Below are 12,710 nucleotides of genomic sequence, written 5' to 3'. Positions count from 1 at the left end.
CTTTGCGACCACAAGGTCAACAGGTCATTCGATGACCTCTGTCATATTTCCCGGATTTCGGCTGAATGCAGGCTGAATTGCGCCACCGGGCCACTCATTTGGTGGCATCTTCGTGAAAGTGCTCGTAAACAAGCCGGGCCACGGATGCGGAAATGCCGTTCACCGCCATCAGATCGTTGATGCCGGCCCGGGACACCGCCTTGGCGGTGCCGAAATGAGTAAGAAGCGCCCGCTTGCGCGTCGGGCCGATGCCGGCGATCTCGTCGAGGGGATTCTTGACCATTTCCTTCTTGCGCCGCGCCCGGTGCGAGCCGATGGCAAAGCGATGTGCCTCGTCGCGAAGCCTCTGGACGAAATAAAGCACCGGGTCGCGGGGCGGGAGCGTGAAGCTTTCCCGGCCTCGCGCAAAGAATCGCTCGCGGCCGGCGTCCCGATCCACGCCCTTGGCGACACCGATCGCCACAACGCAGTCTTCGATCTCGAGATCTTTCAAAATCGCACGAACCGCCGTCATCTGCCCCTGGCCGCCATCGATCAGTATGACGTCCGGCCAGGCCGGAAAGCCTGCCTCCTCATGCGCTTCCTTCGTTCGGTCCGGCTTACCTTCCTCTTTGAGAAGGCGCGAGAAGCGCCGCGTCATGACCTCGCGCATCATGCCGAAATCGTCGCCGGGGTTGATATCCACGGACCTTATGTTGAACTTGCGGTATTGGCCTTTGACGAATCCGTCGGGACCGGCGACTATCATGCCGCCAACGGCGTTTGTGCCCATAATGTGCGAGTTGTCGTACACCTCGATGCGGCGGGGCACGTAGGGCAGCTTGAAGGTTTCGGCGAAGCCCTCGAGCAGCCGGGCCTGTGACGCGGTCTCGGCGAGCTTCCGGCCATGCGCTTCGCGGGCATTGGCGAGCGCGTGGTCGACGAGGTCCTTCTTCTCTCCGCGCTGTGGCACGAGGATCGATACCTTGTAGCCGGATTTTTCGGTGAGCGCCTGGGCGAGCAGCTCCTGTTCCGAGACCGGCTCGCAGAGCAGAATTTGCCGCGGACAGGGCTTATCGTCGTAGAATTGCGCGAGAAAAGCGCTGAGCACCTCATTCGCCGGCAAAGCCGGATCCGCCTTGGGGAAATAGGCGCGGTTGCCCCAGTTCTGCCCGGTGCGAAAAAAGAAAACCTGGATGCAGGAAATCCCGCCCTCGTGGTGTATGGCGAACACGTCCGCCTCCTCCACCCCGGCCGGGTTGATTCCCTGGTGACTCTGGACATGGCTGAGCGCCGCCAGTCGGTCGCGGTAGAGCGCCGCACGCTCGAAGTCGAGATTGTCCGCCGCGTCGGCCATGGCGGCGGCGATCGTCTGCTTCACCGCATGGCTCTTGCCCGAGAGGAAATCCTTCGCCTCGCGAACGAGCTCCGTGTAGTCCTCATCGCTGATCTCGCCCGTGCAGGGCGCCGAACACCGCTTGATCTGATAAAGCAGGCAGGGCCGCGTGCGCGTTTCGAAGACGCTGTCGGTACAGGTCCTGAGCAGGAAGGCGCGCTGAAGCGAATTGATCGTGCGCCCGACAGCGCCGGCGGAGGCGAAGGGGCCGAAATAATCGCCCTTGCGACTGCGAGCACCGCGATGCTTGTAGAGCGCAGGCGCGCGGGTGTCGCCGGTGACGACGATGTAGGGAAAGGACTTGTCGTCGCGCAAGAGCACGTTGAAGCGGGGACGCAGGCGCTTGATGAGGTTCGCTTCGAGCAGCAACGCCTCGATCTCCGTCCGCGTCGTGACGAATTCCATGTTTGCGGTCTCACGGACCATCCGTGCGATGCGGTTCGAGTGCCCACGCCCCTGAGCGTAGTTGCTTACCCGCTTTTTCAGGCTGCGGGCCTTGCCGACATAGAGCACGTCGCCGGTCTCGTTGAGCATGCGATAGACGCCGGGTCCGTTCGGCAGGAGCTTGACGAAGGCCTGGATCAGCTCGGCCCCTTTGAGGCCTTCCGTTTCCGATTGGCCTTCCGCCCACTCGATCGCCGGCGCCGGCCGTTCGCTTTCGCTCACTTCGACGAGCTCGTCCTCGTCGTCGCTCTCGCTGCCGTCGTAAAGGATGCCGCCATCCGTCGGCCGCCCGTTCATTCCACTATCTCCCGAATATCCGGCGTTTCCCAGGCGAGGTGCTGCCCGCCATCGAGCGCGATCATCTGTCCGGTAACCGAAGGCGTCTCGAAAAGGAAGCGGATCGCGCGTCCGAATTCGTCGAGCGCCGGGCCGCGCTTGAGGATCAGCGCATTGACCTGAGCGTCGAAATCCTCCCGGTTCTGCCGATCGTTCGGCAGTGTCGGGCCGGGACCGATGCCATTGACGCGAATTCCCGGGGCAAGCGCCTGCGCCATCGTCCGTGTTGCCGTCCAGAGCGCCGACTTGGACAGCATATAGGAATAAAAGCGCGGATTTGGAGACCAGACCCGCTGGTCGATTACGTTGACGACGAGCCCGGACACATCGGCCGGACGCTGGCGGGCGAAATCGCGGGCGAGCAGCGAAGGGGCCTTCACGTGCAATGCGAAGTGCCGCTCCCAGATCTCATCGTCGAACTGATCGAGCCCGTCCTTGTTGAACACGGAAGCATTGTTGACGAGAAGATCGAGGGGGCCGATCCGGGCCGCGGCCGCGGCGACTAGACTGGTCGCTGCGTCGACTTCCGTCAGGTCCGCCTGCAGCGCAACTGCCTTGACCCCGTCCGCCTGGAGGCTTGTTGCCAGCGCTTCTGCCTCGGCGATGGATACGTTCGCGTGGATGGCAACGGCAAAGCCGTTCGCGGCCAGATCCTCAACGATCGCCCTGCCTATTCGTCGGGCGCCGCCTGTGATCAGCGCCGCCTTCAATACCCTTTTCAATGTGCCGTCCCGTCTCACGAATCCTGTTCCAACAGAGCCAAGATATAGGCCAGAAACCCTGGGCTGAAAAACGCCCCGAACCATTCATTGCGGAAAAATTAACATGACCAGGCTAAATTGATTTATTTTTCTCCATTAGAGTATAGTTTTCGTTAAACATGAATCATGGTTAACAAATACCGTGTTGTCTGAAAACAACACCAAATTTCCGCCGCGCTGGCGCCACGGAAATTTCATATTTTGGCTCTTGAGAATCCGTATTTGCTGTCCAATTTTCGGCCAACCGGGCGGGTTAAACAACAGATGTCCGGTGTTCCGGTACGGTGCAACATCCAGCTTGCTTCGGGGCACCGGTTCGAAAAGGAGAATAGTATGCGTACGCTCACCACCCTCATGGCTTCGGCCGTTGCTCTCGTTGCCTTCCAGGCTGCCCATGCCGCTGACGCGATCGAAGAGGTTCCGGCTGCTCCGGCTGCCGAATACACCGAGCCGGCCGTGAAGAACTGGTCGGGTGCCTATGTCGGCGGCACGGCAAACTGGCATCACGGCGAAGCCGATGCGACCGGCGGCAATACCTCGGCCGGCTTCGGCGGCGGTCTTTACGGTGGTTACAACGTCCAGGACGGTCAGATGGTTTACGGCGGTGAAGCCGACATCAACTACGCCGGCAATGATTCGCACCGCGGCGATCGCCGCGTCGAGCAGGGCGTCAACGGCTCCCTCCGCGGTCGCGTCGGCGTCGATGTGAACCCGGTCCTCGTCTACGGTACGGCCGGCGTGGCCGTCGGTCGGTCCAAGCTTTCCACCCCGGCCGGTTCCGATAAGGACACGATGGTCGGCTGGACCGCCGGCGCCGGTGCGGAAACCTTCGTCACCGACAACATCACCGCCCGCGCCGAATACCGTTACACGGACTACGGCTCCGGCGACTTCAACGTCGGTGGCAGCAACATCTCCTCTGGCTATGACGAGCACAGCGTTCGTGTCGGTATGGGCGTGAAATTCTGAACCCGACGAACGGGGTTTAAAGAAGGCCGGGGCGACCCGGCCTTTTTCTATGCCTTGAACTTCGAGTAGTCGGGGAAGTGCTTCTCGAACTTGGCGGGCCATTTCTCGAGCTTGGGCCTGCCTTTTTGCCATTCGCCGCTGAAGCGCAATTCGATGTAGCGCAGCATTGCAGCCAGCGCGAAGTGGCCGGCATTCAGCTTGCCGCCCGACTTCGGCGGGTTGGCCTCAAGATAATCGAGGCCGCGCTCCACCTTTTCCCATTGCCGCTCGATCCACGGCTGGTGCACCTTTTCCGGCGGATGGGAACGCTTCTCGTAAACGATGGCGAGCAGGCTGTCGCAAATGCCGTCGCAAAGCGCTTCCAGCACTTCGACGTCGGTGCGCTTCGCGGGCTTCTTTGGGTAGAGCTTGCCCTTGGTTTCGCGGTCGATGAAGTGCATGATCGCGCGGCTGTCGTAGATCGCCTTACTATCTGCGGTGATCAAGGTTGGAATCTTGCCGAGCGGATTGTTCGAGATGAGTTCCGGCGGATTGGCGTTGGTGTCCGTCAAAACGCTTTCCGCGGCGAGGCCCAGGTGATGGGCCGCCATGCGGACCTTGTTCGAATAGGGTGAGGCGGGGGAATATAGGATTTTCATATGGCGACTTCCTGTTTCACGGGGCAGCAGGCAGAACGACCGCGCTTCTTCTGCAGGCGCGGCCATCCACCTCCGGACAGGCCCTGAATTTCAGTTCCTTGTCAAAGCAGATCCTGATTTCTTCGAGAAGCCGCCCATCGCAGGTAACGGCGATCATCTTTGGCGTCATCCCCGGATTTTTCGCCGCCACGGCCGCCTCGAGCGCCGCGACAGAGATGTCGCGCGATCCGACGGTGGATGCGAGTTCCGGCGGGATCGTAAGCCTTTCGCGTGCTGCTCGCGTGACGGTGAAGTACTCGGCCTGGTCGAGCCCGGAGCAGGTGCCATGCTTGCGCCATTGATGGCCGATCAGGCCCATGGATGGAATGAGATCGAGATATTGACGCCCGAGCGTCTCGGGGACGCGCCTCGGCGACCGGCTTGGGCAATTCTCCGGATAGCCGCTTTCGAATTGCGGCCACAGGCCGTGAACGACAAGGCCATGCCCGGGTCCGCATTGATCCGTCTTTCCCTTCGGGTCGTTGGCCTTGCACCAAGTCGGAGACCAGGAGAGGGACAACACGTAGAAGTCAAAGCCCTCGCCGACAGGAATTGCTGGCAAAACCCCCGCGGACGACCCTGCCTTGCCGCTGTCTTCGCCGCCGCAACCGGCAATCGCCAGCAGGCAGACGATCGCCGGAAACAGCCTGCTCGCCTTGATCAACGCAGAGATGCGCAATGGGCGCCGTAGACATACCAGGGATCGAGCCCGCCAATGCAGAATTCGACGCTGGCGCCGACGCCGGCAAAGCCCCAGGGCCGCTCGATCAGATACCAGAGCGGACGCCGTACGCCGTCTGTGGTGACGGCGCTCCCGTAACAATATTCGCGCTCCACCAGATGGGTGTAGTCGCGCGGTTCATAGCGGGAGAGGCCTATGTCGCGGATCTCGGCGATAGCGATATTCGCGTGCAGATAGTTCGCTGCCTTATAATCGAAGCGCCGGGTAATGAAGCCGAGCACTGATGGATTGCCGCAAGCGCCGATATCGTAGGTCGGCTTGACGACTGCTGCTTCGGCAAAGTCAGCAGCCGCGGCATCGCTGACCGCACCGGCGGCGAGGGAAAGCGAGGTGAGAAGCATTGCGGCAAGCTTGCAAGTCATGGCTACCTCCCTGGATCACATACAGCGCCGCGTGTATCAGACGCGCAAAGGTCGCTGTAACCCTTTGAATCGCTGCATGTCTTTTTCCTTGAATCAGTCGATTAGGGAGACATGCAGTAGGGAGATTGAAGCCAGCAGCTTGGCTCCGTCAAGTCCCTCGGTTGAGAGGCGCTTCCCCGCGCAGCCAGAAGCAGCGTGCCGACGCGAACCGATCCTGCCGCAATTTCTCCTTCAGGAAAGGCAGCAGGATGTCGAGTTCGCCCTTGAGCGTGTAGGGCGGGTTGACGATGACGAGACCCGATCCGGCGAGCCCCGTGATGTCGCGGTCGCTGCGGACGGAAAGCTCGGCTGCGAGCATTTTCGGGATATCCAGTGCTCGCAAGGCTTCGTGAAACGCCTTGATCGGCGCCCCCTTCTTGAGTGGGTACCATAGGCAGTAGATGCCGCCGGCAAAGCGGCGATGGGCTTTTGCGAGCCCATCGACCAGCCGCTCGTATTCGCCTTCGACCTCGAAGGGCGGGTCGACGAGGACGAGGCCACGCTTTTCCTTCGGCGGCAGGTGGGCGCCAAGCGCCAGCCAGCCGTCGAGCCGCGTGATCCGGCTCTGGAAATCGCCTTCGAACAGCCGGTGCAGCGTTTCGAAGTCTTCCGGATGCAACTCCATGGCCGAAAGCCTGTCCTGCGGACGAAAGAGCAGGCGCACGAGCTTCGGCGAACCGGGGTAATGGGTGAGGCCGCCGTCCGGATTAAGCTCGCGCACCACGGAGCGATAGGGCTCCAGAACAGCTGCGACGGGGGCGGGGAGTTCGACATCGATCAGTCGCCCGATGCCGTCGCGCCACTCGCCTGTCTTTTGCGCCTCTTCGCTCGAAAGATCGTAGAGCCCGATGCCGGCGTGAGTGTCGAGCACGCGGAAGGCCTTGTCCTTCTGCTTGAGATGAGTGACAAGCCGCGCGAGCACCGCGTGCTTCAGGACATCGGCGAAATTGCCCGCATGATAGATGTGCCGATAGTTCATAAGAGCCGCCGATGGCTGTGATCAAATGTTTCGATGGATGGCGAATGGGGCTTTGAGTGCCCGATCGCATGCCATATAGAAAAGCCATGAACGTTGCGACCCCCATAAAGCCAGAAAAATCCGTTGGCCATTCGGTGTGTCCGCATGACTGTCCCTCGGCTTGCGCGCTGGACGTCGATCTGACCGCGGAGGGGCTGATCGGGCGACTGCGCGGCGCGGCCGACAATAGCTATACGGCCGGCGTCATCTGCGCCAAGGTCGCTCGCTACACTGAGCGCGTTTATCATCCCTCCCGGCTCATGGTGCCGCAGCGCCGCGTCGGCGCCAAGGGCGAAGGCAAGTGGCAGGAAATCTCCTGGGAGGCAGCGCTCGACGAGATCGCCGATCAATTCGTCAAGGCCGAGCAGAGGCACGGCGCGGAAGCAATTTGGCCCTATTTCTATGCCGGCACGATGGGACAGGTTCAGCGCGATTCCATCGAGCGGCTGCGCCACGCCAAGCGCTATTCCGGCTTCTTTGGCTCGATCTGCACGAACATGGCCTGGACCGGCTTCACCATGGCGACCGGCGCCTTGCGCGGTCCCGACCCGCGCGAGATGGCCAAATCCGATTGCGTGGTGATCTGGGGCACCAATGCCGTGGCGACGCAGGTCAATGTGATGACCCACGCCGTCAGGGCGCGCAAGGAGCGCGGCGCCAAGATCGTCGTCATCGACATCTACGACAATCCGACGATGAAACAGGCCGACATGGGCCTGGTGCTGAAACCCGGAACCGACGCCGCGCTCGCCTGCGCCGTCATGCACATCGCCTTCCGCGACGGCCGTGCCGACCGCGACTACATGGCGAAATTCGCCGACGATCCCGCCGGCCTCGAAGAGCACCTCAGGACGCGCGGCCCCGACTGGGCGTCGGCGATCACCGGCCTGTCGGTCACCGAGATCGAAGCCTTCGCCAAGCTCGTCGGAACGACGCCGAAGACCTATTTCCGTCTCGGCTACGGCTTCACCCGTCAGCGCAACGGCTCGGTCGCCATCCATGCGGCGGCGTCGGTCGCGACCGTGCTGGGCTCGTGGAAATACGAGGGCGGCGGCGCCTTCCATTCGAACAACGACATCTTCAAGTTGGACAAGCGCGAACTCGTCGGCACGGCGCTGCACGACCCGGAGGTTCGTATGCTCGATCAGTCGCAGATCGGCCGTGTCTTGACGGGCGACGCCGTTGCGTTGCGCCATCGTGGTCCGGTGACGGCGCTTCTGATCCAGAACACCAATCCAGTGAACGTCGCCCCCGAGCAGCGGCTGGTGAAACGTGGTTTCCTGCGCGACGACCTGTTTGTCGCGGTGCACGAACAGTTCATGACCGACACGGCGCAAATGGCGGATATCGTCCTGCCGGCGACGATGTTTCTGGAACATGACGATCTCTATCGCGGCGGCGGACACCAGCACATCCTGATCGGCCCGAAGATCGTCGCGCCGCCGCCAACCGTACGCACCAATCTCTTTGTGATAGAGGAACTGGCAAAGCGGCTCGGCGTTGCCGACCGGCCCGGCTTCGGCCTGACCGAGCGTGAGCACATCGACCGCCTGCTGGCCAATTACGGCGTCGGCTATGAAGAGATGAAAGCGAGGAAATGGCTCGATTGCCAGCCGGGCTTCGAGGAGGCGCATTTTCTGAATGGTTTCGGGCATCCGGACGGCAAGTTCCGCTTCAAGGCGGACTGGACCGGCACGCCCGCGCCGAACCGGCCGCCGAAATCGATGGGCCCACAGGGACCGCATGCCGAGCTGCCGCAATTCCCTGACCACGTCGAACTGATCGAAGTCGCCGACGAGCGACACCCCTTTCGGCTCGCGACCTCGCCGGCACGCTCCTTCCTCAACTCGACATTCTCGGAAACGCCGTCATCAGTCGCCAAGGAGGGACGGCCGGAGGTCATGATCCATGCGGAGGATGCGGCCGAACTCGGCATCGCCGATGGCGATGTCGTCTGTCTCGGCAACGACCGCGGGGAGATCCGCCTGCACGCCAGGATCGGCGGTGGCGCCCGCCGCGGCGTCGCCATCGCCGAGGGCCTGTGGCCGAACGGAGCCCATCTCGACGGAGAGGGGATCAATGTGCTGACAGGCGCGGATCCGGTCGCACCTTATGGCGGCGCGGCCTTTCACGACAATCGGATCTGGATACGCCGCGCCTGACTGAGGCGCATCGCGGCCATTCCTCCAGTATCTGGAAAATTTTTGCATAGGACTGCTTATGAAGGAACATTCCGATTCCCGCGTTCGCATCATCGAACGCCAAACCCTCTGGAACGGCTTCATCAATCTCGAGCAGATCACGCTCGAACAGCAGATGTCCGATGGGAGCACGGCGCGGCTCGTCCGCGAGGTGCACGACCATGGCCGCGCCGCTACCATCCTGCTCTTCGATCCCGAGCGGCAGCTCGTCGTGCTCGTGCGGCAACTGCGCATTCCCGTCTTCATGCAGGGCGAGCCCGCCTTTCTCATCGAGACGCCGGCGGGCCTTCTCGACGGCGAGGCGCCGGAAGTGGCGATCTGCCGCGAGGCCATGGAGGAAACCGGCTACCACATCGAAAGCGCCATGCATCTCTTCGACGCCTATATGAGCCCCGGCTCCATAACGGAGCGAACGAGCTTCTTCCTTGGTCGCATCGATACTTCCAAGAAGGTCGCGGCCGGCGGCGGACTTTCGCATGAAGGCGAAGACATCGAGGTGTTGGAAATACCCTTCGACGAGGCGGTCGCGATGATCGGCAGCGGCGAGATCTGCGATGCCAAGACCATCATGCTGCTGCAATGGGCGATGCTGAACCGCGCTACCCTGTCGGAATGAACGCCGTGTTCAACACTCCGCCGGGCAGAGGGGGTATGACGCCCCACCACTTACATTAAACGGCGGGAGATATCAGCGCGCCCGTTGCTTCGCTGACGGCATGGCTAACGGCGCAGCCGCTCTTCATCTCCACCTTGCCCTCGGCAACCAGCCTGAGGGCGAGCCGATAGATCCTGTGCTCGACGGTCAGAACGCGCGAGGCAAGGGTTTCCGGGGTGTCCCCGGCGAGGATCGGAACGGCGGCCTGGGCGATGATCGGACCATCGTCCATGCCCTCGGTCACGAAATGAACCGTGCAGCCGGCAATCTTCATGCCGGCGTCAATCGCACGCTGGTGCGTGTGTAGTCCGGGGAAGAGCGGCAGGAGCGAGGGATGGATGTTCAGGATCCTGCCCTCGTGGCGCTGGATGAAGGCCGCGGAGAGAAGCCGCATGTAACCGGCAAGGCAAATGACATCCGGCTGGAGACGGTCGAGTTCGGCAAGGATCGCCGCCTCGTGTGCCTCCTTGCTGGCGAAATCCTTTCGGACGAAGGCAAAGGTCGGAATGCCGATTGCGGCCGCCCGGGCAAGGCCGCCCGCCTCCGCCTTGTCTGATATGACGGCGACGATTTCCGCCGGGAATTCGGGTTCGGCCGCGGCCTTCGCCAGCGACAGCATGTTCGAGCCGCTCCCGGAGATGAAGACGGCGACCTTCTTCTTTTCGCCACCGGTCAAGCTCATAGAGCGAGACTGCCCTTGTAGATCGCGCCGGTTGCACCTTCGACACGCGCGACCATGCGGCCGAGCGTGAAGACGGTTTCGCCTTCACCGGAAAGCACCTCTGCTACTCTCAGGGCCTCCGCTGCCGGAACGACGGCGATCATGCCGACGCCGCAATTGAAGGTGCGCAACATCTCGTTTGCCGCGACGCCGCCGGTCTTGGCGAGCCAGGAGAAGACCGGGGGCGGCTTGATGGCGTTAAGATCGATCTCGGCGGCAAGATGGTTCGGCAGCACGCGCGGGATGTTTTCCGGAAAACCGCCGCCGGTGATGTGGGCGAGCGCCTTGATAGCGCCGGTGTCGCGGATCGCCTTCAGGAGCGGCTTCACATAGATGCGCGTGGGCGTCATCAAGAGATCGGCAAGTGTGCCATCGCCGAAGGGAGCGGGCGCATCCCAGGCGAGGCCGGAGAGCGAGACGATCTTGCGCACCAGCGAATAGCCGTTCGAATGCACGCCGGAAGAGGCAAGCCCGAGGATTACGTCGCCCTCGGCGATGTCGCCGGCCGGCAGGAGTTGGCCCCGCTCGGCGGCACCGACGGCGAAGCCGGCAAGATCGTAATCGCCGCCGGAATACATGCCCGGCATCTCTGCCGTCTCTCCGCCGATCAGCGCGCAGCCCGCCTCGCGGCAGCCTGCGGCGATGCCGGCGACGATCGCCGTGCCCTGGTCCGGATCGAGCTTGCCCGTGGCGAAATAGTCGAGGAAGAACAAGGGTTCCGCGCCCTGTACGACAAGATCGTTGACGCACATGGCGACGAGGTCGATGCCGACGGTGTCGTGCTTGTCGGCATCAATGGCGATCTTGAGCTTGGTGCCGACCCCGTCATTGGCCGCGACCAGGACCGGGTCGCTGAAGCCTGCGGCCTTGAGATCGAAGAGCCCGCCGAAGCCGCCGATCTCGCCGTCCGCGCCAGGCCGCCGGGTCGAGCGCACATGCGGCTTGATCTTTTCGACCATCAGGTTGCCGGCATCGATATCCACACCCGCATCGCTATAGGTGAGGCCGTTCTTTCCCGACTGGCTCATGCTCGTTCTCCAAGGGTCGTCGCATTTGCGGATGCGATTGGCACGCTCAGCCGAGGAGTGCAAGCGCGCATGCTTGGGAGCGGCCTGTTTTTTCATCTTTTTGCCGCTGCCTGGAACGGATTGAAAGCCAAGCACGCGAATTGACGAGTTCGGAAAGGCGCCGGGCTTGACCTTGTGGCGCGCAGACCCCTATCTCGTCCTCAACGCCGGGGCACGAACGTGTCCGCCCGATGGGGAAGATCATGAGCAATCGACTGAGCGGTTTGGGACTTTGGCGACAGCTTTTCTTTTGGCTGCTCGTGCTTGCCGCCTTCATCGTCTTTCTCATGCTCTTCAGCTCGATCCTCCTGCCGTTCCTTGCGGGCATGGCGCTCGCCTATTTTCTAGACCCCGTCGCCGATCGCCTCGAGCGCCTGGGCCTCAGCCGCCTGATGGCGACAATCGTCATTCTGGTCACCTTTCTCGTGATCTTCGCGCTTTCGCTGATGATCATCATCCCGCTGATCTTCACGCAAGCCGCCGATTTCATCCAGAAGATGCCCGGCTACGTGACCCGGCTGCAGGAGTTCCTCACCGATTCGCAGTCGGAGCTGCTGCCAGACTGGCTCGGCGACGAGATGGCGGCGATCAAGCAGAATTCGGCCAAGCTCCTCGAGCAGGGGGCAAGCTTCCTCGGCACGCTCTTCCAGCAGATCTGGAACTCGGGCATGGCGCTCCTGGACATTCTGTCGCTGCTCATCATCACCCCGGTGGTCGCTTTCTATCTGCTGCTCGACTGGGACCGGATGATCGAGACAGTGGATAGCTGGATCCCGCGCGATCATGTCGAGGTTGTCCGCCAGATTGCCCGCGAGATGAACGCGACGATCAGCGGGTTTCTTCGCGGGCAGGGATCGCTCTGCGTCATTCTCGGCCTCTATTATGCGGTCGGCCTGTCGCTGGTCGGGCTCAATTTCGGCATGTTGATCGGCCTCTTTGCCGGCATGATCAGCTTCATCCCCTATGTCGGCTCGCTTGTCGGGCTGGTGCTCGCGGTCGGCGTGGCGATCGTTCAGTTCTGGCCTGAATATTTCTGGATCGTGCTGGTCCTCGTCGTCTTCTTCAGCGGGCAGTTTCTCGAAGGCAACATTCTTCAGCCGAAGTTGGTGGGAAAGAGCGTCGGGCTTCATCCCGTCTGGCTGATGTTTGCCCTTCTTGCCTTCGGCGCGCTTTTCGGTTTCGTCGGCCTTCTCGTGGCGGTGCCGGCCGCGGCCGCGATTGGCGTTCTTGTTCGCTTCGGAATCCAGCGATACCTTGAAAGCGACCTCTATCACGGGCATAGAACGGCCGCGAACCAGCCGTCGGAGGGCGAGGAACCCCGCTGATCGAATTTTGTCCAGAAG

12 protein-coding genes are annotated in these 12,710 nt (G+C 62.1%); 4 read left to right on the top strand and 8 right to left on the bottom strand.

The features are described from left to right. Positions 1–94: 94 nt before the first annotated feature. Together uvrC and J2Z31_RS07370 are read right to left on the bottom strand one after the other, a co-directional pair. Complete coding sequence (uvrC, locus tag J2Z31_RS07375) at positions 95–2,116, bottom strand: excinuclease ABC subunit UvrC (RefSeq protein WP_209601269.1); 2,022 nt, start codon at positions 2,114–2,116, stop codon at positions 95–97. Continuing rightward, entirely contained in the window at positions 2,113–2,877 is a 765-nt protein-coding gene (locus tag J2Z31_RS07370) for an SDR family oxidoreductase (RefSeq protein ID WP_209601268.1), read from the bottom strand. The genes uvrC and J2Z31_RS07370 overlap by 4 nt, the downstream gene beginning before the upstream one ends. A 372-nt stretch (positions 2,878–3,249) precedes the next feature. On the opposite strand from J2Z31_RS07370, the gene J2Z31_RS07365 reads away from it, so the two are divergent. Continuing rightward, positions 3,250–3,885 (top strand): outer membrane protein, encoded by a 636-nt coding sequence (locus J2Z31_RS07365; protein ID WP_209601267.1) that lies wholly within the window; start codon positions 3,250–3,252, stop codon positions 3,883–3,885. Between the two features lie 47 nt (positions 3,886–3,932). Here the strand turns inward: J2Z31_RS07365 and J2Z31_RS07360 are convergent, their stop codons facing one another. The 4 genes from J2Z31_RS07360 to J2Z31_RS07345 form a co-directional block, all read right to left on the bottom strand. After that, entirely contained in the window at positions 3,933–4,523 is a 591-nt protein-coding gene (locus J2Z31_RS07360) for a glutathione S-transferase (protein ID WP_209601266.1), read from the bottom strand. 16 nt (positions 4,524–4,539) lie between these two features. Further along, positions 4,540–5,226, bottom strand: coding sequence for a ribonuclease T2 family protein (locus tag J2Z31_RS07355; RefSeq protein WP_234939332.1), 687 nt, complete (start codon positions 5,224–5,226; stop codon positions 4,540–4,542). Next, positions 5,223–5,666, bottom strand: a complete 444-nt coding sequence (locus J2Z31_RS07350) for a hypothetical protein (RefSeq protein ID WP_209601264.1) — start codon at positions 5,664–5,666, stop codon at positions 5,223–5,225. Before J2Z31_RS07350 ends, J2Z31_RS07355 begins: the two co-directional genes overlap by 4 nt. A 148-nt stretch (positions 5,667–5,814) precedes the next feature. After that, positions 5,815–6,684, bottom strand: coding sequence for a 23S rRNA (adenine(2030)-N(6))-methyltransferase RlmJ (locus tag J2Z31_RS07345; RefSeq protein WP_209601263.1), 870 nt, complete (start codon positions 6,682–6,684; stop codon positions 5,815–5,817). A 68-nt stretch (positions 6,685–6,752) separates the two neighbouring features. On the opposite strand from J2Z31_RS07345, the gene J2Z31_RS07340 reads away from it, so the two are divergent. Both J2Z31_RS07340 and J2Z31_RS07335 read left to right on the top strand, forming a co-directional pair. Continuing rightward, positions 6,753–8,885, top strand: a complete 2,133-nt coding sequence (locus tag J2Z31_RS07340) for a molybdopterin-containing oxidoreductase family protein (RefSeq protein ID WP_209601262.1) — start codon at positions 6,753–6,755, stop codon at positions 8,883–8,885. A 58-nt stretch (positions 8,886–8,943) separates the two neighbouring features. After that, positions 8,944–9,540 (top strand): NUDIX domain-containing protein, encoded by a 597-nt coding sequence (locus J2Z31_RS07335; protein ID WP_209601261.1) that lies wholly within the window; start codon positions 8,944–8,946, stop codon positions 9,538–9,540. Between the two features lie 55 nt (positions 9,541–9,595). Here J2Z31_RS07335 and purN read toward each other — a convergent pair whose 3' ends face one another. Further along, positions 9,596–10,261, bottom strand: coding sequence for a phosphoribosylglycinamide formyltransferase (purN, locus tag J2Z31_RS07330; RefSeq protein WP_209601260.1), 666 nt, complete (start codon positions 10,259–10,261; stop codon positions 9,596–9,598). Beyond that, entirely contained in the window at positions 10,258–11,328 is a 1,071-nt protein-coding gene (gene purM / locus J2Z31_RS07325; protein ID WP_209601259.1) for a phosphoribosylformylglycinamidine cyclo-ligase, read from the bottom strand. The genes purN and purM overlap by 4 nt, the downstream gene beginning before the upstream one ends. Positions 11,329–11,558: 230 nt before the next feature. Here purM and J2Z31_RS07320 point away from each other — a divergent pair, with 230 nt between their 5' ends. After that, on the top strand, positions 11,559–12,692 hold the full coding sequence (locus J2Z31_RS07320; RefSeq protein WP_408022021.1) for an AI-2E family transporter: 1,134 nt from the start codon (positions 11,559–11,561) through the stop codon (positions 12,690–12,692). The last annotated feature ends 18 nt before the right edge of the window (positions 12,693–12,710 follow it).

The sequence above is a fragment of the Sinorhizobium kostiense genome (assembly GCF_017874595.1).
GTDB lineage: Bacteria > Pseudomonadota > Alphaproteobacteria > Rhizobiales > Rhizobiaceae > Sinorhizobium > Sinorhizobium kostiense.
This window is presented reverse-complemented; position numbering and strand designations above follow the sequence as displayed.